This window comes from Brevundimonas sp. (assembly GCF_016463485.1).
In the GTDB taxonomy this organism is placed as follows: domain Bacteria; phylum Pseudomonadota; class Alphaproteobacteria; order Caulobacterales; family Caulobacteraceae; genus Brevundimonas.
In genome coordinates, this window is record NZ_JAEMRD010000013.1 from 1 (window position 1) to 22,833 (window position 22,833).

Genomic DNA, 22,833 nt, shown 5'->3' on the forward strand with positions numbered 1-22,833 from the left:
TTCGCCCGTCCGACGTGATCGGGCGGTCGGTGAAGCTCAAGCGTCAGGGACGGGAATGGGTGGGCCTGAGCCCCTTCTCGAAGGAGAAGTCGCCGTCGTTTTTCGTCAACGACGACAAGGGTTTCTTCCACGACTTCTCTTCGGGCAAGCACGGCGACGTCATCAGCTTCCTGCAGGAGACCGAGCGGCTGTCTTTCCCGGAGGCCGTCGAACGGTTGGCTGCCGAGGCCGGGATGCAGATGCCGGCGGAGGACCCGCAGGCCGCCGAGCGCGAGCAGAAGCGCCAGGGCCTGTCGGACTGGATGGACCTGTCCCAGAAATGGTTCGCGGCCAATCTGCGCCGGTCGGTGGGCAAGGCGGCGCGCGAGTATCTGGAGCGGCGCGGCCTGCCCGAGGACCAGTGGGAGCGGTTCGGCCTGGGCTATGCGCCCAACGACCGCGAGGGGCTGAAAAGCGCGCTGGTGCAGCGCGGGGCCAAGCCCGGCGACCTGGTCGAGATGGGGATGCTGATTTCTCCCGAAGGCGGCGGTCAGCCCTATGACCGGTTCCGCGACCGGCTGATGTTCCCGATCCTGGACGCGCGTGGGCGGATCGTCAGCTTCGGCGGCCGGGCCATGAACCCCGACGACCGGGCCAAATACCTGAACGGGCCGGAGAGTCCGCTGTTTCACAAGGGAGCGACCCTCTACGGCCTGCCCGAGGCGCGGCGCATTCTGGGGGCCGAGTCCAAGGGCAAGGCGGCGATCATCGTCGTCGAGGGATATATGGACGTCATCGCCTGTCAGCGGGCGGGCCTGCCGGCCGTGGCGCCGATGGGCACGGCCCTGACCGAAGATCAGATGGCCCTGTTGTGGCGGACGTCGTCCGAGCCGGTGCTGTGTTTCGACGGCGACGGGGCGGGCCAGAGGGCGGCGTTCCGATCGATCGAGCGCGCATTGCCCCTGTTGAAGCCCGGCCGATCCTTCCGGTTCGCCCTGCTGGAAGGCGGGCAGGATCCGGATGACATCCTGAGGGACAAGGGGGCGCCGGCCCTGCGTCAGGCCATGGGCGAGACACGGCCGTTCGCCGAGATGCTGTTCCGGCGCGAGGTCGAGGTCGAGCCGCTGGATACGCCCGAACGGCGCGCGGGGTTGAAGGGCCGGCTGCGGGCGGCGGCGGCCCTGATCCAGGACAAGGATTTGGCCGAACAGTACCGGCACGAGATGTTCGACCGGTTCGACGGCCTGTTTCCCAGCCGGACGGCGCCACAGGCGCGGCCGCAACCAGCCGGCGGACGCTGGCGACCGGGCCCGCCGCCGAAACTGGGCCAGACGTCGGAGGGGGCGCAGGCCATGCAGTCGCTGTCGCGCTCGATCGAGCCGGTGGCGGCGGCGTTGGCGCACGGGGCCATCGAGGACCCCGAGCGGATGGACGACCATCTGGAGGCCATCTCCTCACACGGGTTCGGCGATGCGGCGCTGGACGGGCTGGCGCATGAGCTGGTGCGGCTGAGGTTCTCCGATGCGGCGATGGATTCCGCCCTGCTGCGGCGGCGGCTGTCGGCCTCGGGCCACGACGACCTGCTGCGCGAAGTCGAAAAGGCGGCCGCCAAGTCGGGGGCGCCGTTCCTGGACGCCACGTCCAGCACCGCCGACGCCCGCCTGAGCTGGGCTCAGGGGTTCGAGGCCCTGACCCGGGTCGCGGCGCTGGAACAGGCCCTGGCCTCGGCCAAGTCGGGTGCCGACCAGACCTTCGACGCCCCGGCCTTCAGCCGCCTGAAGGCCGAACGCGATGCGCTGCGCCGTGCGGTCCGGACGGGGGAGATCTGGGGCGCGGGCTGACGGCGTTTTCGGGATCAGCCGGCTGTGCTAGCGTGCAGCCATGGATGGATCGCAGCCCGTCAAACTCTTCCGCCATGGTGACGGCCACGCCGTCGATATTCCCGCAGGATTCACCCTGCCGGGCGACAACGCCGTGATGCGACAGGACGGCGAGCGGCTGATCATCGAGCCAGCGGAACTCGGGGCTGCAAAACCGTCGCTGAGCGAGTTGCTCGCACAGTGGGCCGCTGAAGGCCCCCTCGACGATGACGAGTGTATGCCAGAAATTCTGGATTCACCGCCCCGTCCCTTCGATCTTTGACCTTGTATCTGCTCGACACGAATGCCGTGTCGGCAATGGTCCGCGAGCCGGCGGGGGCCATCGGCGTTCGCGTCGATCTGGTCGGTCGGACGATGATCTGCACAAGTGTGGTTGTCGCGGCCGAGCTTCGGTATGGCCTCGCCAAACGGAAATCGGCTCGGCTGACCTCAAGAGTGGAGGCGGTTTTGGAAAGCTTGGTGGTTATTCCTTTCGGTTCTCCCGCCGAGGCCATCTATGGAATGATCCGCGCAGACATAGAAAGTCGCGGCCGTACAATCGGCCAGATGGATCTTCTGATCGCCGCCCACGCACTCGCCCTGGATTGCATCCTGGTCACCGATAACGACGGCGAGTTTCGGCGCGTGCCGGGCTTGCGTGTCGAGAACTGGCTGCGCGAGGGCTGAGATCGCGACATTTACGGTAGCTCGCAACCCGCGCGGGATTGTAAGGAAGACGCGCCGGTCTCGCCTTTTCGACCGGCGTCGAGCCTGGATTTCCGGATGTTTCGTCGCCTTCGCAGACACCTTACCGCCGAGACGCCCGTGACACCGGCCGAACCGGTGCCGCAGGCCGTGACGGACGTCCCCGGGACCAGCCCCCTGTCCCCGCGCGTCCAGTCGGCCGTCGAATTCCGGCGCGAGCACCCGAACGACTTCTACGGCGGGTGGGAAGAGGAGGACATCGCCCTGTTCCAGGGCGCCCGTCGGTCCTCAACGGCGCAACCCGGCACGATCACCGACTTCCTGGGCACGCGCACGGCCACGGGCCTGCATCCCTGGGCCGCCTGGCACGACGGGGCCGTGTTCGACGACCTGCCCATCCCCGACGACCAGTTGCGCGCCGAGGCGATCGAATATTTCGCCCTGCTGCACGCCTTCGACCGGGCCGGGCCCGACAGCTTCACCATCGCGGAACTGGGTGCCTCGTTCGGACCCTGGGTCTGCGCCGCGGCGGTCGAGGCGCGCCATCGCGGGATGCCGCGGGTTCGCCTGACGGCGGTCGAGGCCAGCCACCTGCATTTCGAACAGATCCAGTACCACCTGGCCACAAACGGCGTGTCGGCCGAGAACGCCGAGCTGAACCTGGTCCACGGTGCCATCGCGACCGAGGCGGGCACTTTGTACTTCCCCAAGGTCCACAGCCTGAACGACAACGGCAGCCAGGCCGTCGAGACGGCGCGGGATCACGACTACATCGGCCGCGAAGTCGAGCACGAGGCGGTCACCGCCTACACCCTGGATCAGGTGCTGGCCGAGGGGATCACCGACCTTCTGCATGTCGACATCCAGGGTACCGAGGGGCGGCTGCTGAGCGCCAACATCGACCTGCTGGACGCCCGGGTGCGCACCCTGTTCATCGGCACCCATTCCCGCCGGATCGAGGGCGAGTTGCTGGACCTGCTGCACGGTCGGGGCTGGACCCTGGTGCGCGAGCGGCCCTGCCAGTTCAGCTATCGGACCGAGATCGCCGACATCACCGGCTGGACCACACGCGACGGCGGACAGGTCTGGACCAATCCGCGCCTCGACCGGGTCTGACGCCTGCAACCCTTGACAGGACGGCGGTCGCTCGCCATCTGGCGCATTCGGATCATCCTGCATTCGTGCGCGAGGTCGAGAAGGCGGCGGCATCGTCCGGCGCGCCTTTCCTGGCCGCAGCAGCGCCCCTCGCCGATGGCTGAGGTCCGAACCGTCACGGCGGCCCTGACGGGCGCGACCGTCACCGCTTGCAGCATGCTGGGGGCGGCGTGCGGCGGGCTGTGACAAACCTGACCAAAGAAGCGAATGAGGCCGATCCGGACGGTCGCCGTAACAAACGGTGGCCGGGCGCGTTGTCTTTTTCGCAGGCGTTGCAATTTTGCCAGGGGTCAGCCTTTGGCATTCAGGTCCGGATCGGTCGCCAGATCGCCACGGACACGGAGATTTGAGACTTCATGACGGATACGCAGGAACAGACCGAAGCCACGACGGACGGGCCGCTGCTCGACCTCACCGATGCCGGGGTCAAGAAGTTCATCAAGCAGGCCAAGGCGCGCGGCTATGTGACGATGGAGGAGCTGAACAAGGTCCTGCCGTCCGAGGAAGTCACGCCCGACGCCATCGAAGACACCCTGGCGATGCTGTCGGAGATGGGCGTCAACGTCGTCGAGGCGGAAGAAGACGCAGCCGAGAGCGGCGGCGAGGTCACGACGCGGGCCGAGACCGAGATTTCGGCCGAGAACGCCAAGCCGACCTATGACCGCACCGACGATCCCGTGCGGATGTATCTGCGCGAAATGGGCTCGGTCGAGCTGCTGAGCCGCGAGGGCGAGATCGCGATCGCCAAGCGGATCGAGGCCGGTCGCGATGCGATGATCAGCGGCCTGTGCGAAAGTGCCCTGACGTTCGAGGCCATCATGGTGTGGCGCGACGAACTGGCCAACAACCGCATCCTGCTGCGCGAGGTCATCGATCTGGACGCCACCTACGGCGTGATCAACCCTGCCTCCCTGCCCCATAACCAGCCGCAACAGCCCATTCCGGGTCAGCCCCAGCCGATCGTGGTCGCCCCCGAACCCGTCGAGGGCGCCGAGCCCAAGCCCGAGACGGACGACGAAGAGGACGAGGACTTCGACGACGGCGGCGGGATGTCGATCTCGGCGCTGGAAGCCGAGCTGCGTGACGGGGTCATGGAGATCCTGGACGCGATCGCCAACGATTTCGATGCCTTCAGGAAGCTGCAGGAGCGGCTGGTCGAGACGCGTCTGAAGGGCGAGGAGCTGAGCGCCAAGGACCGCAAGGCCTATGAGACCCTGTCGGTCGGCATCTCGGACCGGCTGAAGACGGTCAAGCTGAACAACAACCGTATCGAGGCCCTGGTCGAGCAGCTGTATGCGATCAACAAGCGACTGATCGGGCTGGAAGGCCGCCTGCTGCGCCTGGCCGACAGCTATGGCATCAGCCGCCCCGAGTTCCTCAAGGCCTATTTTAGCTCGGAACTGGACCCCAACTGGTCCGAACGGGTCAAGGAAATGGGCGTGCGCTGGACCAAGTTCAGCGACAACGAAGCCGTCCAGATCGCCAAGATCCGCGCCGACGTCGCCGCCGTGGCGATCGAGGCCGGCCTGCCCATCGACGACTATCGCCGCATCGTCCAGACGGTCCAGAAGGGCGAGCGCGAGGCCCGTCAGGCCAAGAAGGAAATGGTCGAGGCGAACCTGAGGCTCGTCATCTCCATCGCCAAGAAATACACCAACCGCGGCCTGCAGTTCCTGGACCTGATCCAGGAGGGCAACATCGGCCTGATGAAGGCGGTCGACAAGTTCGAGTACCGCCGCGGCTACAAGTTCTCGACCTATGCGACCTGGTGGATCCGTCAGGCCATCACCCGCTCGATCGCCGACCAGGCGCGCACGATCCGCATCCCGGTCCACATGATCGAGACGATCAACAAGATCGTCCGCACCAGCCGCCAGATGCTGCACGAGATCGGCCGCGAGCCGACCCCGGAAGAACTGGCCGAAAAACTGGCCATGCCGCTGGAGAAGGTCCGCAAGGTCCTGAAGATCGCCAAGGAGCCGATCAGCCTCGAGACGCCGATCGGCGACGAGGAGGACAGCCACCTGGGCGACTTCATCGAGGACAAGAACGCCATCCTGCCCATCGACGCGGCCATCCAGTCGAACCTGCGCGAGACCACCACCCGCGTGCTGGCGTCCCTGACGCCGCGCGAGGAACGGGTCCTGCGCATGCGTTTCGGCATCGGCATGAACACCGACCACACGCTTGAAGAGGTCGGCCAGCAGTTCTCGGTCACCCGCGAACGCATCCGCCAGATCGAGGCCAAGGCGCTGAGGAAGCTGAAACACCCCAGCCGGTCGCGCAAGCTGCGGTCCTTCCTGGACAGCTGATCCAAGCGTTTTCGGCGCAGACGACCCAAGGGCGGCTCCGACGGAGCCGCCCTTTTTCCATTCTCTTCCAAAAAAGGGCGGCGTCCTTGCTGGACGCCGCCCTCAGGTCGGGGAGGGCGCGGGTCCGCGCCTAGAAGAAGCCGAGTTTGTCGGGGCTGTAGCTGACCAGCAGGTTCTTGGTCTGCTGGTAGTGATCCAGCATCATGCGGTGGTTTTCACGACCGATGCCGGATTTCTTGTAGCCGCCGAAGGCCGCGTGGGCCGGATAGTGATGATAGCAGTTGGTCCATACCCGACCCGCCTCGATCCCACGCCCGGCGCGATAGGCGGTGTTCATGTCGCGCGACCAGACGCCGGCGCCCAAGCCGTATTCCGTGTCGTTGGCGATCTCGATAGCCTCTTCGAGCGTCTTGAAGGTGGTGACCGACAGGACTGGACCGAAGATCTCCTCCTGGAAGACCCGCATATCGTTGGTGCCCTTGAAGATGGTCGGCTTGACGTAATAGCCGCCGGCCAGATCGCCCGAGAGCTCCGGCTGGTCGCCGCCGGTCAGCACCTCGGCACCCTCGGCGCGGCCGATGTCGAGATAGGACAGTATCTTCTTCAGCTGCACGTCCGAAGCCTGGGCACCGACCATGGTGTTAGGATCGAGCGGGTCGCCCGCGACAATCGCCTCGACCCGCTTGATCGCCTTCTCGATGAAGGCGTCATAGATGTCCTCGTGGATCAGTGCGCGGCTGGGGCAGGTGCAGACCTCGCCCTGGTTCAAGGCGAACATGGCGAAGCCCTCCAGCGCCTTGTCCAGGAAGGCGTCGTCGTGATCCATCACGTCCTTGAAGAAGATGTTGGGTGACTTGCCGCCCAGCTCCAGCGTGACAGGGATGATGTTCTGGGTCGCGTACTCCATGATCTTCTGGCCCACAGCGGTGGAGCCGGTGAATGCGATCTTGGCGATGCGCGGGTTGGTGGCCAAGGGTTCTCCGACCTCCTTGCCAGTGCCCGAGAGGATGTTCAGCACACCAGCCGGGATCAGATCCTGGATCAGCTCCATGACCAGAAGGATCGAGGCGGGCGTCTGTTCGGCGGGCTTCAGCACCACGCAGTTGCCGGCGGCCAGGGCGGGGGCCAGCTTCCAGGCGGCCATCAGGATCGGGAAGTTCCAGGGAATGATCTGACCCACGACGCCCAGCGGCTCATGGAAGTGATAGGCGACGGTGTCGTTGTCGAGCTGGGAGATGCCGCCTTCCTGGGCGCGGATGCAGCCGGCGAAATAGCGGAAGTGGTCGATGGCCAGAGGGATGTCGGCGGCGAGCGTCTCGCGCACGGGCTTGCCGTTTTCCCAGGTCTCGGCCTCGGCGATGGCCTGGAGGTTCTGCTCCATCCGGTCGGCGATGCGATTCAACATGATCGATCGTTCCGTGACGGACGTTCTGCCCCAGGCTGCCCTGGCGGCATGAGCAGCGTCGAGCGCCAGCTCCACATCCGCGGCGTCCGAGCGGGCGACCTCGCACAGGACACGGCCGTTTACCGGGGAGGTATTCTCGAAATAGCGGCCGGCGACGGGGGCGACCCATTCACCGCCAATGAAGTTTTCGTACCGGGGCTTGAACTTGGGCGTCACGCTGCGGATGAATTCGGGCTTGGTCATCGGGTGTCTCCGTTCGTTTCCAGGCGCGCCGGTTGGTCGGCGTCGTCGTTGGCGACACAGAGCGCCTTTGAACGGTCACAAGAAAGATGCGCGGACCATGTTGCGGCGCACACCTGTCGCAAGCGTGAGACAGGTCCGGACTTTCCCCGGCGTGGCAGGTTCAGAGGCCCAAACGGTTCATCTTCCGGTGCATCGTCGCCCGACTGACGCCCAACGCCCTCGCGGCGGCGGAGACGTTGCCGCCCGTTCGAGCCAGCGCACGACGGACCGCGCCGCGTTCGGCTTCGAGCAGATCGGCGGGGTGGACGCGACCCAGCAGGTCCGAGGCCGGAAGCTGGGCGGCGATGCGGGCGTCGGTGATCTTGAGCGCCTGCCGCGCCGCGCGGGTGGCCCCGATGACGAGGTCGTCGCGGTCCACCGCCAGCAGGGCCGCCGAACGTTCGGCACCGTCGCCCGCCAGCACGATGCGGGCTTCGGCGAAAGCCTGGCGAAACGCTTGCGTCTCGATCGTGCGAGCGGCGTCCCCCACCGCATTGGAGATCAGGCCCAGCATGATTGCTGTCGCATCGGCGCGAGCGGAGGAGACGTCCAGCGCCCCGGCCAGCCGTCCCAAATGGTCGTGAATCGGGTGGGTCGTGCAGCTCAGGCCGGTGTTGCGGGTGTGGAAATGCTGGTCGCGGTGGATGGTGACGGGCCGGTGCTCGGCCAGGGCTGTGCCGATGCCGTTTGTCCCCTCGGCGGCCTCGGACCAGTCGGCGCCCGGCCACAGGCCCCATGAATGGAAGGTCTCGTCATCGACGGGAGCACCGCGTCGATCGACCGCGATCCCTTGCGCGTCTGTCAGCAGGACGCAGCAGCCGGTATCGCCGACGGCGAGGAACAGCCGGTCAAGCACAGGCTGGGCCGCCAGGGTCAGGGGCTCCATCGCCTGGCGGGCCTCGCGCAGGCGTTCGGCGGTGACGGTGCGGGCGCGCCCGCCGTCCTCCGGAGCCAGTCCGTGAACGGTCATGGACCGCCGCCAGGACGCGGCGATGGCCGAGCGCGCCGGGCCCGCCTCGTCGTCCAGCGCCTGCCGGATCCGGTCCGGATGGTCAGCGTCCGCCCTCGCGTCCACGCGTGCTCCGTGGCTTTTCGTTTGATCGGCCAGCAAAGGCCCGATCCGTGGCCGTGTAAACCCCGACCGACCCCGCGGCGCCTCGCTCAGCTCGCGAACACCGTCCCGAAGCCGCCCCAGATCATGCGCTTGCCGTCGAAGGGCATGTCCATGTTCGCCCAGGCGGGGTCGCTTTCCATGGTGGCGAAACAGGCGTCGGCGGTCGCCTTGTCGGGCCATTTGATCCAGGAGAAGACCACGGCCTCGCCCTCTTCCAGCTTCACGGCCAGGTCAAAGCCGGTGACCTTGCCGGGCGGGATGTCCTCGCCCCAGGTCTCGACCTGTTCCAGGGCACCGTATTTTTGGAAGATCGGCCAGCTGGCCTCGGCGGACGCGATGTATTTGGCCTTGTCGGCGATCTTTACGGGGATGAGGAAGCCGGAGACGTAGGGCATTCTGGTGCTCCTTCGGAGGCGCTAACGCTCGGCTCGCGGAGCCTCGCTGCTTGAGCGCCTATGGGTGGATGATGCGGCAGGCAGGCGTCTTGTACGAAGGCGTCAGGATACCGCGTCGGCGGCGGCTTCCAGGGCGGCGATGTCGATCTTCTTCATGGTCATCATGGCCTCGAAGGCGGCCCTGGCGCGGGCGGGGTCGGGGTCGGAGTGGAACTGCATCAGACGTCTGGGCGTGATCTGCCAGCTGACGCCCCAGCGGTCCTTGCACCAGCCGCACTGGCTCTCGGCCCCGCCGTTGCCGACGATGGCGTTCCACAGACGGTCGGTCTCGGCCTGGTCGTCGGTGTAGACCATGAAGGACACGGCCTCGGTCTGGGCGAACATCGGGCCGCCGTTCAGGCCCATGAAGGTGCGTCCGGCCAGGGTGAACTCGACGACCAGCTCCTCGCCCGCAGGGGTCGAGGGGTTGTCGGTGGGGCTGTCGTGGACCGTGTCGACGTGGCTGTCGGGCAGGCCCAGCGAGACATAGAATTCAGCGGCGGCGCGGGCCTGACCCAGGTCGTACCAGATGCAGGGGGTGATCTTGTCGGGCATCGCAAGTTCTCCAGGCTGTATTTAACCATGAAGTTATTTAGGAAGGTCGTCAACCCGGCCTCTCCGTCCGGTGCTCCCCCCGCTCGCCACAGACCCGCGTTCTTCCGGTCGACACCGGCGCGCGCCGGGGGCATGGTGGCGCTGGACGGCGGGGGCGGTCGGGGATCAGGCGGCCATGTTCAACATCGGATATCTGAAGACGCGTCTGGGCCAGTACGGGGCGCTGTGGGTCGCGGCGTTCGTGCTGAGTGGGGCTGCGATCGGGGTCGGGGTGTTTTTCGACGACCTGATGGTCATCATCGACCTCGTGCTGCCGGTCGGACTGGGTCTGGCGGCGCTGGGACTGGGCGTCGGCGTCGTGGTCAGCCTGATGTCGAAGGAGACGTTGGGGACCAAGCTGGTGGTCGTGCTGCTGGCGGTCCTGCTGGCGATGCCTTTGCTGTGGGGGCCGGTTTCGGCAGCGGTGGTCGCGGCGTTTCTGGCCGACCGGTCGATCGAATATTCCCAGGTCTATGCCGCCTTCCAGATCCGGATCAGCGAGATCCTGTATCCGGTGTCCCAGGCGGTGTTCGGCACGACCTTCCAGACGGTGTGGACCCTGTTCCAGGGGGCGGCGACGGTGGTGGGATTCTTCTCGGCCCTGTCGACCCTGTGGCCGCGTATTCGGCGGTTGCTGGGGCCCGAGCCCGTCCAGGAGGCGTGAGGTCGATCTTGTCAGTTGCGACATTCGGGCGCAGCATCGGCCCATGAGCAGCCAGCCCGCACCCGAACGCTACGCATCTTTTCAGGCCTTCTATCCCTACTATATCCACGAGCATTCCAACCGGACGTGTCGGCGGATCCATGTGGTGGGGACGACCGTGGTGTTGGCGGCGTTCGTCGGGTTCCTGTTCACGATGAACCCGTGGTGGCTTCTGGCCATGCCGGTGGTCGGCTATGGCGCGGCCTGGATCGGACATTTCTTCTTCGAGAAGAACCGGCCGGCGACCTTCAGATACCCGCTGTGGAGCCTGATGGGCGACTGGCGGATGTGGTTCGAGACCCTGTCCGGCCAGCGGAAGTTCTAGATCAGTTCGAGGCCATCTGGATCGGAGCCGAGGCGGACGCCTGGGCCGTCTGGGTGGTGACCGGCACGGTGCGACCCCAGGCGGGCGGGCAGCCGTCGAAACGACCCGCGTTGATCACCGTCAGGGCGCGCTGGTTGAAGCGCATGGCCGGCTGCATCGAGCCACGGCCGTGGCCGGTATAGAGATCGACGCGCTGGCCCTTGATCGCCCCGCCGGTGTCGGTGGCGTACCAGTAGCCGTCATGCAGGGTACCGTCGGGCATCCGCATGCCGACCGTCTCGCGGATGAACAGACGGGTGCGACGGGGAATGACACGCGGATCGACGGCCACGGTACGCATCGCGATCGGACGGCAGCCGAGCGAATCGTTGCCGGTCGCCCCGCCTCCGCCTGCGTGATACAGGCTGGCATGGGCGCGCCAGTCGCCGTCGCGGGCCATCAGTTCGGCTTGTTCAGCGCTGAGTTCGACACCCGCATCCGCCACATCGCCGCTGGAACCAACCGTCGCATCCGGGGTTTGAAGGGCAGCCTGTTCGGCGGCCAGAACCTCGGTATAGGCGATCGGCTCACCCATGGCGGGGAGCGCGAACGCACAGAAGGCGACGACGGCAGCGGCGACGAAACGCATGGACACGGCTCACGGTGGCGCCGACCCCGTACCGTGGCGGCATCGGCTGTGTCGTTTTAACCTGTGTCGAGAATGTGGCAACGCGGCCCGGTGCGACGGTCTGTCCACACCCGCGACGGATCAGTCCCCCTTATCGATAGCAGAGCGGAATCGCGGTATGGCATCGTTTGAGATGGCGATATCAGTATTCGTGCGATCTGTGACCTTCGAGAGGACGTGATGCTTACTGCGTATGGCGATATTCGTTCGGGTAACTGCTTGAAGGTCAAGTGGCTGCTGGACCGGCTGGGGCGTGATTATCGCTGGGTCGAGGTGGACATCATGTCGGGCGGTAGCCGAACACCGGAATTCCTGGCCATGAGCGGTGCGGGGCAGGTTCCGGTCATTGTATTGGAGGACGGCCGGCCGCTGGCGCAGTCGAACGCGATCCTGCTGCTTCTGGCGGAGGGTACGGACCTGATCCCGGCCGATCCCTATGACCGGGCGCGTATGCTGGAGTGGCTGTTCTGGGAGCAGTACAGCCACGAACCCTATGTGGCGGTGGCGCGGTTCCAGCGGCTGTACCTTGGCAAGACCGAGGTCGAGGCGCGGATCATGGAGCGAGGCGACGCCGCACTGGACCGCCTGGACGCGGCGCTGGTCGGGAGGGAGTGGCTTGTCGGTGAGGCGGTCTCTTTGGCCGACATCGCGCTGGTCGCCTACACGCGGATGGCGGGCGATGGGGGTTTTGATCTGGCCGCGCGGCCAGGGGTGCGGGCGTGGGTGGCGCGGGTCGAGAGGGCATTGGGAATCGGGGCGTATTGGTGACGACATGCTCCCTCTCCCAGAGGGAGAGGGAGCCGTTAGCGCTCGACCGGTCGCCCGCCCTCGGCCCATTTGGGGGTGAACGCACCATCGGCCAAGGCGCGCAGGGGTTCGACCAGGGACTGGATCGCGGCGGTCATGAAGCCGATATCCAGGTTGGCGATCGTGTCCTCGGCCGAGTGATAGGTCGGGATGGTGGCCCAGCCGGAGATGGTGTGGGCGACGATGCCTTTCAGAGCCAGGGCGTAGTTGTCGGACCGCTGGAAGAACTGCTGTTCCGGATAGGGGTCGGCCGTGACCAGGGCCCCGCGCGCCTTCATCAGCGGGCCGAAATCGGACCGGTCGAAACCGGTCATCATCATGACGCCTGCGGGCAGGTTGGGGTCCTGTTTGCCGATCATCTCGATCTCCAGATTGGCGACGATACGGTCCAGCGGCACAGGCGGGTGCTCACCGAAATACTGGGAGCCCAGAAGGCCGATCTCCTCGGCGCCGTAGGCGACGAACAGGATGCTGCGTTTGGGTTGCGGGCCCGCCGCCAGGGCATGGGCCAGTTCCATGATCGCCGCCGTGCCCGAGGCGTCGTCATTGGCGCCGGGCATCAGGACGCCGTCCACGACCCCGAGATGATCCAGATGGGCCGAGATCATGACGACGCCGGCGGCGGGGTCCGAGCCTTCCAGCCAGCCGATCGCGTTGACGGTCGAGGCGTCCTCGACCGTCGGCGTGCCGGGATCGAGGACGGCGGGTCCGGTCGCGGCGGCCAGGCGGTCGAAGGCGTCAGGCGACAGCACCAGGATGTCGGGCCGTGACCAGGGCTCAGCACCGACGAGGGTGTAGGTCGGGCGCTGACGCGAGCGTGCGGCCGCCTGTTTCAGGGTGTCGGTCTCCCGCAGGACGATGACCTTTGCGCCCGCCGCACGCGCCGCCCCCATCAGGGGACGAAACCCCGGTCCCTCCGGTGGAGCGATCAGGACGATGTCGGCCCTGGGCATGGCGGCGGGGTCGGATCCGACCGCGACCGAACCCTCGATCCGCGTGCCCGAGGCCGACAGGATCGACAGCCCCTCGCCTTGCGCGACCGCCATGTCGCCGATCGTCAGCGTGGCGTGTCCGCTGGGGGTGGACCTGGTCAGGGGCGCGGTCTGGAGGAAGCCGGTCATGCCGGGGGCGGGCGTCAGGCCGTATCGCTCGAACACCGAGGCGACATAGGTGGCGGCGACGACCTCGTCCGGGGTCGCGCTGCCTCGGCCGCGCAGGGCGGGGGATGCGAGGAAATTCTCATGCGCGCTGACCCAGGCGGGCTTGACCGTCCAGGCCTCCTGCGCCTGACCCGCCGTGGCGAAGGCGGCGATGAGGCCTGCGACTAAAAGTGTACGGAGGTTCAGCATGAGACGTTTCCGGAAGGACTTTGGCCCGGTTTGATCGGCGGCCCCCGAACCGTCAAGCGGCGGCGCGAACCCCGGTCGCCAAGAAACCGATAGACGCCGCTGCATCCTGGTTTTAACCGCGCAGGCCACACCCCACCTCCCCGGACGGTCGCCATGAAACGCCTGACGAAACGCCTCGCCCTCGCCACCGCCTGCGTGGCGGTCCTGGCCGGATCGGCCATGCAGGTCATGGCCTGGGGGTCGACCGGGCACCGGCTGATCGGGGTGGCGGCGATGCGGGCCCTGCCCGACACCCTGCCGGCCTTCCTGCGCGATCCCGGCAATATCGCCGACGTCGGCGAGCTGTCGCGCGAGCCCGATCGGTGGAAGGGCGCGGGCCAGCCGCACGACCGCGAGCGCGACACTGCCCATTTCGTCGATCTGGACGACGACGGCCATGTGATGAACGCGGCCGGCATGTCGATCGACGCCCTGCCCGAGCTGAAGTCCGAATACGACGCGCAACTGTTGGCCGCCGGGATCAAGGTCAATGACGCGGGATACCTGCCCTATGCCATCATGGACGGCTGGCAGCAGGTGGTGCGCGATCTGGCCGGCTGGCGCGTCGTCCATGCCATGGAGCAGCGCGAGACCGATCCCGCCAGACGCGCCTGGTACCGCGAGGACCGGGTGCGGCGCGAGGCGCTGACGCTGCGCGACATCGGGGTGCTGTCCCACTATGTCGGCGACGGATCGCAGCCGCATCACCTGTCGATCCACTACAATGGCTGGGGCAGTTTCCCGAACCCCGAGGGCTTCACCAATTCGCGCCAGACCCACGGGATGTTCGAGGGGGCCTTCGCGCGCCGGGTCGCGCGGCTCGATCAGGTCGAGGCGGCCATGCCGGCCCCGGCGGCCGAGCCGTTCGAGATGAAGCCTCGCGTCGTCGGCTATATGAAGAGCACGCTCGGCACGGTGATTCCCTTCTATCGGCTGGAGAAGGCCGGCGGGTTCGTCGAGACCGATCCGCGCGGTGCCGAGTTCGTCAACCAGCGGCTGGGCGCCGGCGCGGGCGAACTGCGCGACATGCTGGTGGCAGCCTGGGCTGCGTCGGGCGAAGCCTCCATCGGCTGGCCGGCCGTCAAGGTCGCCGAGGTCGAGGCCGGCACGGCCGACCCCTGGCTGTCGATGATCGGCGAGGACTGATCGCTTGAGCGAACAAGCCGAAATCCTGTTGCGGGAGGCGCAAGGCCACCGCGCGGCCGGACGGGCGGGCGAGGCGGCGGACGCCTATGCCGCCCTGCTGGCGATCAAGCCCGACCTGCCCGACACCTGGTTCAACCTGGCCCTGATGCAGCGGCAGGCGGGGCGACCGGCCCAGGCTTTGGCGTCCTATCAACAGGCGCTGGATCGCCGCATCCGGGGGCCGGAGGAGGTCCATCTGAACCGGGCGGTGATCTATTCAGACGATCTGGGTCAGGCCGACGCGGCGCAACTCGAGCTGGATCGGGCGCTGGCGATCGATCCGAACTATCTGGCCGCCCTGCTCAACCTGGGCAATCTGCATGAGGACAAGGGCGAGCGGGATGCGGCGCGGGCGGCCTATTCCCGCGCGCTGGCCGTCGCCTCCCCGCCCGAGGCCCCGCTGGCGTTGGCGCGGCTGGCCAATGCGACGCGGTTCGAGAATGCGGCGGATCCAATGATCACACAGCTGCGGGCGGCGATGGCAGCACCGGGCGCAAGCCACGCAGACCGGGCCGAACTCGGCTTTGCGCTCGGTCGGGCGCTGGACGAGGTCGAGGCGTATGACGGGGCCTTTGCCGCCTACGCGGACGCCAATGCCGCCAGCCGCGCGGCGACCGGTGCACGCTATGACCGGGCCGCGCAGAAAGCCTTCGTCGACCGGTCGATCGCGACCCACGCGGCGCCGGCCAAAGCAGTCGGTTCGACGGGTGCGCCGGTCTTCATCCTGGGGATGTTCCGGTCGGGATCGACCCTGGTCGAGCGCATCCTGGCGGCCCATTCCGGTGTGATCTCGGGCGGCGAACTGGCCCTGCTGCCGCGCGTGGTGGCAGGAATCGCGCCCTATCCGGAGGCGGTAGGCGGGGCTTCGGCCGAGACGGTTCAGGGGTGGCGGGGGGCCTATCTTGAAGGCCTGCGGGCGGCACGACCGGGCGAGGGGCTGGTCACGGACAAGCGGCCCGACAACTTCCTGCACGTCGGGCTGATCAAGGCGATGTTCCCGGATGCGCGGATCATCCACACGGTGCGCGATCCGATGGACGTCTGTCTGTCCAACCTGTTCCTGCATCTGGACCGGTCGATGGCCCATGCGACGGACCTGTCCGACATCGCGCACTGGCTGAAACAGCACGACCGGTTGATGGCGCACTGGAAGACGCTGTATCCCGACATCCTGACGGTCGACTACGACGCCCTGGTCGCCGATCCGAGACCGGAGATCGAGCGGGTGCTGGCGCACTGCGGCCTGGACTGGGAGGACGCCGTGCTGGACTTCCACAAGGCCGGCGGGGCGGTGCGCACCGCCAGTGTCTGGCAAATCCGCCAGCCGCTTTATCGCAAGTCGTCGGGACGGTGGCGGAACTATGAGGCGCATCTGGATGGGCTGAGAACGGCGCTGGAACACTAGATTCCGCTCATCCCGGCGAGTGCTTTCGCGAGGCACCGGCGCGTGGGATCGATTTCGGGGCCGACTCGGTGGTACCGATCGCCCACAGAACTGGGTCCCGGCTTTCGCCGGGATGAGCGGATATTGCATTGACCCCACCCGTCATCATCCTGGACCGGCCCCAGATGGCCGAGAACATCGGCGCGGTGGCGCGGGTGATGGCCAATTTCGGGCTGGACCGGTTGCGGCTGGTCAGCCCGCGCGACGGCTGGCCCCAGGAACGGGCCTGGGCCACTGCGTCGGGCGCCGACTGGGTGCTGGAGGGGGCCCAGGTGTTCGACAGCGTCGCGGCCGCCGTCGCCGACCTTAACACCGTCTTCGCCACCACCGCCCGCCCGCGCGAAACCCGCCAGCCGGTGCGCACCCCGCGCGAGGCGTCGCGGGTTCTGTATGACGGTCGCGCTTCGGGCCTTGCGATCGGGCTGCTGTTCGGGGCCGAGCGGGCGGGGCTGGAGACCACCGACATCGCCCTGTGCCACGGCATCGTCACCATCCCCATCGACCCCCGGCATCAAAGCCTGAACCTGGCCCAGGCGGTGGCCATCAACGCCTATGAGTGGCGAACGCTGGTGCTGGACGCCCCGCCGCCGAACTTCCGCGAAGGCGATCCGCCGGCGTCGGGTGAGTTGGCCCTGGGGATGTACGAGCATCTGGAGAAGGAGCTGGACACCGCCGGCTTCTTCCATCCGCCCGAGAAGTTCCGCTCGATGAGCCAGAACCTGAGGGTCATGCTGGGTCGCGCCGCGTTCTCGGCGCAGGAGGTGGCGACCTTCCGGGGAGTGATCACGGCGCTTTCGAAGGGGCGGGGTCGGGTTCTGGAAAGGTTGGCGCGGGAGAAGGCCGGGAAAGACTAGAGCGCTGCGAAAAATCCGGGCACAACCTCCGTCGCCGGCCCATAGAGTCCCTCGTCGAACAGCCCTGCCCCGAGGCTGGGTTCCAGGTTGATCTCGACCGTGCGCGCCCCGGCCCTGCGCGCCAGATCGACGAATCCCGCCGCCGGATAGACCGCGCCCGACGTCCCGATCGAGACGAACAGGTCGCTGGCCGACAGCGCCCGTTCGATCCTGTCCATGTGCAGGGGCATCTCGCCGAACCAGACTATGTGCGGCCGCATCCGACCCTCCGGATGATCGGGCGAGGGCTCGTGGGCGGCCATGTCGCCGGGCCAGTCGCTGACCAGGCCCGTGCGGGTGCAGCGTCCCTTCAGCAGTTCGCCGTGCATGTGGATCAACTCGAACCCCATGCCGGGCAAGGGGTCGGCGTGGGCGCGGTCGTGCAGGTCGTCGACGTTCTGGGTCACCAGCAGGAAATCGCCCTCCCACCGCGCGGCGAATTCGGCCAGGGCATGATGGGCGGCGTTAGGCTGGACCGTAGGCAGCGCGGTGCGACGCAGATTGTAGAACCGCTGGACCAGCGCCGGATCGCGCGCGAAGGCTTCCGGCGTGGCCACGTCCTCGAACCGGTGGCCCTCCCACAGGCCGTCGGTGCCGCGAAAGGTCGGCACGCCCGATTCTGCCGAGATGCCGGCCCCGGTGAGAACAACGATATTGCGATGGGTCATGAGACCGTCATCGCGTCCGACTGTGACGGTTTCTAGCGCCGGTTCTTCCGACCCGGCTTTCGGCTCGCTACAAGGGTTTCGAGTCACACGAGGATCGCCCATGAAAACCCGCGCCGCCGTCGCCTTCGAGGCCAAACGTCCGCTCGAGATCGTCGAGGTCGATCTGGAAGGGCCGCGCGCCGGGGAGGTGCTGGTCGAGATCAAGGCGACGGGCATCTGTCACACCGACGCCTATACGCTGGACGGGCTCGATTCCGAGGGCATCTTCCCGAGCATCCTGGGCCATGAAGGCGCGGGCGTGGTGGTCGAGGTGGGGCCGGGCGTCACATCCGTCGCCGTCGGGGACCATGTGATTCCGCTGTACACACCCGAATGCCGGCAGTGCAAAAGCTGCCTGAGCCGCAAGACCAACCTCTGCACCGCCATCCGCGCCACCCAGGGCAAGGGGATGATGCCCGACGGCACGTCGCGCTTCAGCTACAAGGGTCAGGCGATCGCCCACTACATGGGCTGTTCTACCTTCTCGAACTACACGGTCCTGCCCGAGATCGCCCTGGCCAAGATCCGCAAGGACGCGCCGTTCGCCTCCGCCTGCTACGTCGGGTGCGGGGTGACGACGGGGGTCGGCGCAGTGGTCAATACGGCCAAGGTCGAACCGGGGGCCAATGCCGTGGTGTTCGGTCTGGGCGGCATCGGGTTGAACGTCATCCAGGGGCTGAAGATGGTGGGGGCCGACATGATCGTCGGCGTCGATCTGAACCCGGCCAAGGAGGAATGGGGCCGCCGCTTCGGCATGACCCATTTCGTCAATCCGAAGGATGTGAGCGACGTCGTGGCCCATCTGGTCGAGCTGACCGGCGGCGGGGCCGACTATACCTTCGACTGCACCGGCAACACGGTCGTCATGCGCCAGGCGCTGGAGGCCTGCCACCGCGGCTGGGGCGAGAGCATCGTCATCGGCGTGGCCGAGGCCGGCAAGGAAATCTCCACCCGCCCGTTCCAGCTGGTCACCGGCCGGGTCTGGAAGGGCTCGGCCTTCGGCGGCGCGCGCGGCCGCACCGATACGCCACGCATCGTCGACTGGTACATGGACGGCAAGATCGAGATCGACCCCATGATCACCCACACCCTGCCGCTGGAACGGATCAACGAGGCCTTCGACCTGATGCACGCGGGCGAGAGCATCCGGTCGGTGGTGGTATTCTGATGCTTACCGCGCTCGCGCTCTCAGCCTTGTTCTCTGGCGGCGCCTGCGAGCTAGATGCAGATGAGCAGGTGCGTATGGCCAACGCCGGCATCAGAAGGGTCAGCGCCGGTGAGACCTCCGCTGCGCCGGTATTTGAAAGCATCAGTAGTCCGGCCGGTTGCGGGGTCTGGGAACTCACCGTCGGTGAGGACGGCACCGTCAAGGACGCCCGATTGCTTCGTGGCGATTTCACAGAAAACTACGAGCGCTATGTTCGACCGATCTTGCTGACGCAAACCTATGCTCAAAGTAGAACGCCATGGAGTGCGCTCGTTGTCGTGAAGCTCAACGAGTCGCCACAGTGACTTTGGTGGGCGGGCAATCCCGATGATCGCGGTCGGTCTCGCCATTGCGCTCCTGTCCACGCCGCCCCAGGCCGCGCCCGCCGACGCGGACGGCTATAGGCCAGCGACGACCGCCTACAATTTCGCGCTCGAACTGCCCGAGGGGGCAGCCCTGACCCGGCGGGAGATTCTGGATTTCGATCTGTACCGGGTCAGCCTGGACGGCGTCGTGGCGCTGAACCTCTACGAGGGGTGGTCGGCCAATGTCGGGGACTGGGTCACCGATCGCCATGCGGCGGGGCGTCAGGATCGCAAGGTCGGCGATCTGACGGTCGAGTATTTCTGGAACCAGCAATGCGACGGCTGGTCAAACGAGGTCCATGCCTGGATCACCGCCGACACCCCGCCCGAGATCGCCTCGCGCGCGCGCGTAATCGCCGATACGGTGGCCATGAAACCGTGCTTCAACACGCCGGAAGAATAGGGAGAGAGCCGATGTTCAGCCACATCATGGTCGGGGCCGACGATATCGAGGCGTCGCGCAAATTCTATGACGCCGCGCTCGGCGCCCTGGGCGTCGCGCCGGGCAACGCTGATCCCAAGGGGCGGGTCTGGTGGCGCTCCGACAAGGGTCTGTTCTCCATCTCCAAACCGATCGACGGCGGTCCCGCCAGCTGTGCCAACGGCGGCACCATCGGCTTCGTCGCCGCCTCGATCGAGGCGGCCGACGCCTTCCACGCAGCGGGCCTGGCCCACGGCGGCACGGCCATCGAAGATCCGCCCGGCCTGCGGGACGGTGCCTTCGGCAAGCTGCACCTGGCCTATCTGCGCGACCCGGCGGGCAATAAGGTCGTGGCGATGCACCGGCTGGGGTGAGGCACTGGCGTTGATGATAGCGACGTGCTAGCATCAAGAGATGGGACAGGTTCTGGTTCGCGATCTCGACGACAGGGTGATCACCCGACTAAAAGTCATGGCCCGACGGGAAAACATCTCGCTGGAGCAGAAGTTTCGCGACATGGCAGTGCGGGAAGTTCGGCTCGCGGAAGAACGGTTTGAAGCGGTCGCCGCTCGGGTACGCGAACAGACGCGTGGCGCGAACCTCGATATCGACGCCATGATCCGCGAAGACCGCGACAGGTGACGGTCGCTGTCGTCGATGCCAGCGTGGTCGTTCGATGGTATGTCAGCGACGATCCACTGCATGAACGCGCTTTGGAAATTCGACGAGGCTATGAGGCGACCGCTCCCGCCATACTTCAAACCGAGGTCGCGAATGCCCTTTGGAAGTATGTCCGTATCCACAGAATGCAGATCGATGATGCTTGTGAAAGCGTCGCTGTTCTCTTCGACCTGATCGTCCTTGTCGAAGACAGACTTCTACTATCGGCCGCGCAGCAACTGAGCGCAAAACACGATCATCCTGTCTATGACTGCCTCTATGTCGTTCTAGCTCAGCGGGAGGGCGTTCGCCTGGCGACCGCCGACGCTCGAATGGCCAAGATCGCCTCCTTGGTGGGTGTGCCCACATCCCACATCGGCCGGACCTGACATGGAAATCCTCAAAACCCACACCGTCCACGGCGGCACCCTGCGCTACCTGCGGCACGACAGTGCGGCGACGGGCACGCCGATGACCCTGTCGGTGTTCACGCCGCCGGGAGGGGGCCCCTTCCCCGCCCTGATCTGGCTGTCGGGCCTGACCTGCACGGAAGACAATTTCACCACCAAGGCCGGAGCCTATCGGTCGGCGGCCGAGCATGGGGTGATGATCGTCGCGCCCGACACCTCGCCGCGCGGTGAGGGCGTGGCCGACGACGAGGCCTATGACCTGGGTCAGGGGGCGGGCTTCTATGTCGATGCGGTGCGCGGGCCGTGGGTGCCGCATTTCAACATGGAGACCTATGTCACCCGCGACCTGATCTCCCTGATCGACGCGGAGTTTCCAACAACGGGCGTCCGGGGGATCAGCGGCCATTCGATGGGCGGGCATGGGGCCCTGACGCTGGCGCTGCGTCACCCGGACCTGTTCCGGTCTGTCTCGGCCTTTGCGCCGATCGCCTCGCCGACGCGGTGTGGGTGGGGACAGAAGGCGTTCGAGGCCTACTTGGGTGACGACCGGTCGGCCTGGGCCGGGCATGACGCCGCCCTGCTGATCGAGGGCGGTGCCGCAAAGGGTCGGTTCGACGACATCCTGGTGGACCAGGGCGACGCCGACGGGTTCCTGGCCGACCAGTTGAAGCCGGAACTTCTGACCGAGGCCGCGCGGATCGCGGGGCAGGCGCTGACCCTGCGGATGCAGCCGGGCTATGACCACTCGTATTTCTTCATGGCCAGCTTCATCGCCGACCATGTGGCGTTCCATGCCAAGCGCCTGAAAGCCTCATCATGACCGACGCCGACATTGAGCAGGACCGCCACGCTGGGATGTTCGGTGCCCTGTGCAAGGAGCTGGGTTACTGTCTGCATGACAAGGGTCAGAAGCGGGTGATGGCGGCCCTGCCGGACGGGCTCGACGCGGCGGTGAAAGCGGTGCTCGACGCCGACGGGGCCGACTTCCTGAATTCGTCCGGGACGTTGAAACGCCAGATTCGAGACTGTCTGAAAGCCAATCTGCCCGCAGGCTAGCGAACGACTCGCAAGAGGAACGAAAACGCAGTCCCAGGCTTGGGTCCGGCAGGTGGGCCGCCTAGATGCAGCCCGTCACAACCCTGACCGCCCACCCGGATCGAACGGAGCCTCCCCATGGCCTATGAACTGCCCCCCCTGCCCTATGCCCACGACGCGCTGGAGCCGATCATCTCCAAGCAGACGCTGGAGTTCCACCACGACAAGCACCATCAGGCCTATACCGACAACCTGAACAAGGCGCTGGACGGCCTGGCCGAGGCCGAAGGCAAGTCGCTGGAACAGGTGTTCGCCGAGATCTCCAAATTCCCCAAGGCCGTGCGCAACAACGGCGGCGGCTATTGGAACCACATCTTCTACTGGGAGAGCATGGCACCCCAGGGCGAAACGGGTGAACCGTCGGCCGAACTGGCCGCCGCCATCGACGCCGACCTGGGCGGGATGGACGCCTTCAAGACCGCGTTCGAGCAGGCGGGCGTGACCCAGTTCGGTTCGGGCTGGGCCTGGCTGATCCTGGAAGGCGACAAGCTGAAGGTGATCAACACGCCGAACCAGGACAACTCCCTGATGGACATCAACCCCGACAAGGGCACGCCCCTGCTGGTCAACGACGTCTGGGAACACGCCTACTACCTCGACTACCAGAACAAGCGCCCGGCCTTCCTGGGGGCCTTCTGGCCGATCGTGAACTGGAACAAGGCCAACGAGCGGTTTGCAGCCGCCAGGGGTTGAAACGTCCGACCGGCGTTGACTCCG

Annotated in this window: 27 protein-coding genes; 20 read left to right on the top strand and 7 right to left on the bottom strand. The window is 66.7% G+C overall.

What is annotated here, in order from left to right:
* From dnaG to rpoD, 5 genes are all read left to right on the top strand, one after another.
* Nucleotides 1-1,820: DNA primase (dnaG, locus tag JHC99_RS03755; RefSeq protein ID WP_292152121.1), on the top strand; the 1,820-nt coding region annotated here is incomplete at its 5' end.
* A 40-nt stretch (nt 1,821-1,860) separates the two neighbouring features.
* Nucleotides 1,861-2,121, top strand: a complete 261-nt coding sequence (locus JHC99_RS03760) for a hypothetical protein (RefSeq protein ID WP_292152122.1) — start codon at nt 1,861-1,863, stop codon at nt 2,119-2,121.
* Nucleotides 2,122-2,123: 2 nt separating this feature from the next.
* Complete coding sequence (locus JHC99_RS03765) at nt 2,124-2,525, top strand: PIN domain-containing protein (RefSeq protein WP_292152123.1); 402 nt, start codon at nt 2,124-2,126, stop codon at nt 2,523-2,525.
* Between the two features lie 96 nt (nt 2,526-2,621).
* The gene (locus tag JHC99_RS03770; RefSeq protein WP_292152124.1) at nt 2,622-3,659 is read left to right on the top strand and encodes an FkbM family methyltransferase; all 1,038 of its coding nucleotides are present in this window, start codon (nt 2,622-2,624) and stop codon (nt 3,657-3,659) included.
* A gap of 395 nt (nt 3,660-4,054) precedes the next feature.
* A complete protein-coding gene (rpoD, locus tag JHC99_RS03775) occupies nt 4,055-6,010 on the top strand; it encodes an RNA polymerase sigma factor RpoD (RefSeq protein ID WP_292152125.1) in 1,956 nt (651 codons plus the stop codon).
* A 130-nt stretch (nt 6,011-6,140) separates the two neighbouring features.
* On the opposite strand, the gene JHC99_RS03780 is transcribed toward rpoD, so the two are convergent.
* The 4 genes from JHC99_RS03780 to JHC99_RS03795 all read right to left on the bottom strand — a co-directional run bounded on the left by JHC99_RS03780 (nt 6,141) and on the right by JHC99_RS03795 (nt 9,800).
* A complete protein-coding gene (locus JHC99_RS03780; protein WP_292152126.1) occupies nt 6,141-7,658 on the bottom strand; it encodes an aldehyde dehydrogenase family protein in 1,518 nt (505 codons plus the stop codon).
* Nucleotides 7,659-7,818: 160 nt separating this feature from the next.
* On the bottom strand, nt 7,819-8,772 hold the full coding sequence (locus tag JHC99_RS03785; RefSeq protein ID WP_292152127.1) for a GAF domain-containing protein: 954 nt from the start codon (nt 8,770-8,772) through the stop codon (nt 7,819-7,821).
* 86 nt (nt 8,773-8,858) lie between these two features.
* A complete protein-coding gene (locus JHC99_RS03790) occupies nt 8,859-9,206 on the bottom strand; it encodes a DUF1428 domain-containing protein (protein WP_292152128.1) in 348 nt (115 codons plus the stop codon).
* 102 nt (nt 9,207-9,308) lie between these two features.
* Nucleotides 9,309-9,800: a VOC family protein gene (locus JHC99_RS03795; RefSeq protein WP_292152129.1), complete on the bottom strand. Its 492-nt coding sequence runs from the start codon at nt 9,798-9,800 to the stop codon at nt 9,309-9,311.
* A gap of 175 nt (nt 9,801-9,975) precedes the next feature.
* On the opposite strand from JHC99_RS03795, the gene JHC99_RS03800 reads away from it, so the two are divergent.
* Nucleotides 9,976-10,503 carry a hypothetical protein gene (locus JHC99_RS03800; RefSeq protein ID WP_292152130.1) on the top strand — a complete coding sequence of 176 codons (528 nt, stop codon included), beginning with the start codon at nt 9,976-9,978 and terminating at the stop codon, nt 10,501-10,503.
* 43 nt (nt 10,504-10,546) lie between these two features.
* Nucleotides 10,547-10,867 (top strand): Mpo1-like protein, encoded by a 321-nt coding sequence (locus tag JHC99_RS03805; protein WP_292152131.1) that lies wholly within the window; start codon nt 10,547-10,549, stop codon nt 10,865-10,867.
* A 1-nt stretch (nt 10,868) separates the two neighbouring features.
* On the opposite strand, the gene JHC99_RS03810 is transcribed toward JHC99_RS03805, so the two are convergent.
* Nucleotides 10,869-11,495 (bottom strand): 3D domain-containing protein, encoded by a 627-nt coding sequence (locus JHC99_RS03810; RefSeq protein WP_292152132.1) that lies wholly within the window; start codon nt 11,493-11,495, stop codon nt 10,869-10,871.
* A 219-nt stretch (nt 11,496-11,714) separates the two neighbouring features.
* Here JHC99_RS03810 and JHC99_RS03815 point away from each other — a divergent pair, with 219 nt between their 5' ends.
* Nucleotides 11,715-12,302: a glutathione S-transferase family protein gene (locus tag JHC99_RS03815; protein WP_292152133.1), complete on the top strand. Its 588-nt coding sequence runs from the start codon at nt 11,715-11,717 to the stop codon at nt 12,300-12,302.
* A gap of 35 nt (nt 12,303-12,337) precedes the next feature.
* On the opposite strand, the gene JHC99_RS03820 is transcribed toward JHC99_RS03815, so the two are convergent.
* On the bottom strand, nt 12,338-13,690 hold the full coding sequence (locus tag JHC99_RS03820) for a M28 family peptidase (RefSeq protein WP_292152134.1): 1,353 nt from the start codon (nt 13,688-13,690) through the stop codon (nt 12,338-12,340).
* Between the two features lie 153 nt (nt 13,691-13,843).
* Here JHC99_RS03820 and JHC99_RS03825 point away from each other — a divergent pair, with 153 nt between their 5' ends.
* The 3 genes from JHC99_RS03825 to JHC99_RS03835 all read left to right on the top strand — a co-directional run bounded on the left by JHC99_RS03825 (nt 13,844) and on the right by JHC99_RS03835 (nt 17,212).
* Nucleotides 13,844-14,875, top strand: coding sequence for a S1/P1 Nuclease (locus JHC99_RS03825; RefSeq protein ID WP_292152135.1), 1,032 nt, complete (start codon nt 13,844-13,846; stop codon nt 14,873-14,875).
* A gap of 4 nt (nt 14,876-14,879) precedes the next feature.
* The gene (locus tag JHC99_RS03830) at nt 14,880-16,319 is read left to right on the top strand and encodes a sulfotransferase (RefSeq protein WP_292152136.1); all 1,440 of its coding nucleotides are present in this window, start codon (nt 14,880-14,882) and stop codon (nt 16,317-16,319) included.
* A 128-nt stretch (nt 16,320-16,447) separates the two neighbouring features.
* Nucleotides 16,448-17,212: an RNA methyltransferase gene (locus tag JHC99_RS03835; protein ID WP_292152137.1), complete on the top strand. Its 765-nt coding sequence runs from the start codon at nt 16,448-16,450 to the stop codon at nt 17,210-17,212.
* Here JHC99_RS03835 and JHC99_RS03840 read toward each other — a convergent pair.
* On the bottom strand, nt 17,209-17,919 hold the full coding sequence (locus tag JHC99_RS03840) for an NAD-dependent deacylase (protein ID WP_292152138.1): 711 nt from the start codon (nt 17,917-17,919) through the stop codon (nt 17,209-17,211). The two genes, JHC99_RS03835 and JHC99_RS03840, sit on opposite strands and share 4 nt — an antisense overlap.
* Before the next feature lie 100 nt (nt 17,920-18,019).
* Between JHC99_RS03840 and JHC99_RS03845 the strand changes: the two genes are divergently transcribed.
* The 9 genes from JHC99_RS03845 (at nt 18,020) to JHC99_RS03885 (ending at nt 22,809) form a co-directional block, all read left to right on the top strand.
* Nucleotides 18,020-19,126 carry an S-(hydroxymethyl)glutathione dehydrogenase/class III alcohol dehydrogenase gene (locus JHC99_RS03845; RefSeq protein ID WP_292152139.1) on the top strand — a complete coding sequence of 369 codons (1,107 nt, stop codon included), beginning with the start codon at nt 18,020-18,022 and terminating at the stop codon, nt 19,124-19,126.
* Nucleotides 19,126-19,470: a hypothetical protein gene (locus tag JHC99_RS03850; RefSeq protein ID WP_292152140.1), complete on the top strand. Its 345-nt coding sequence runs from the start codon at nt 19,126-19,128 to the stop codon at nt 19,468-19,470. The genes JHC99_RS03845 and JHC99_RS03850 overlap by 1 nt, the downstream gene beginning before the upstream one ends.
* A 22-nt stretch (nt 19,471-19,492) precedes the next feature.
* Complete coding sequence (locus tag JHC99_RS03855; RefSeq protein WP_292152141.1) at nt 19,493-19,933, top strand: hypothetical protein; 441 nt, start codon at nt 19,493-19,495, stop codon at nt 19,931-19,933.
* An 11-nt stretch (nt 19,934-19,944) separates the two neighbouring features.
* Nucleotides 19,945-20,325, top strand: a complete 381-nt coding sequence (locus tag JHC99_RS03860) for a VOC family protein (RefSeq protein ID WP_292152142.1) — start codon at nt 19,945-19,947, stop codon at nt 20,323-20,325.
* A gap of 40 nt (nt 20,326-20,365) precedes the next feature.
* Entirely contained in the window at nt 20,366-20,593 is a 228-nt protein-coding gene (locus tag JHC99_RS03865) for a hypothetical protein (protein ID WP_292152143.1), read from the top strand.
* Nucleotides 20,590-21,000 carry a type II toxin-antitoxin system VapC family toxin gene (locus tag JHC99_RS03870; RefSeq protein ID WP_292152144.1) on the top strand — a complete coding sequence of 137 codons (411 nt, stop codon included), beginning with the start codon at nt 20,590-20,592 and terminating at the stop codon, nt 20,998-21,000. The genes JHC99_RS03865 and JHC99_RS03870 overlap by 4 nt, the downstream gene beginning before the upstream one ends.
* A 1-nt stretch (nt 21,001) precedes the next feature.
* The gene (gene fghA / locus JHC99_RS03875; protein ID WP_292152145.1) at nt 21,002-21,841 is read left to right on the top strand and encodes an S-formylglutathione hydrolase; all 840 of its coding nucleotides are present in this window, start codon (nt 21,002-21,004) and stop codon (nt 21,839-21,841) included.
* The gene (locus JHC99_RS03880; RefSeq protein WP_292152146.1) at nt 21,838-22,077 is read left to right on the top strand and encodes a hypothetical protein; all 240 of its coding nucleotides are present in this window, start codon (nt 21,838-21,840) and stop codon (nt 22,075-22,077) included. Before fghA ends, JHC99_RS03880 begins: the two co-directional genes overlap by 4 nt.
* Before the next feature lie 117 nt (nt 22,078-22,194).
* Nucleotides 22,195-22,809 (top strand): superoxide dismutase, encoded by a 615-nt coding sequence (locus tag JHC99_RS03885; RefSeq protein ID WP_292152147.1) that lies wholly within the window; start codon nt 22,195-22,197, stop codon nt 22,807-22,809.
* The last annotated feature ends 24 nt before the right edge of the window (nt 22,810-22,833 follow it).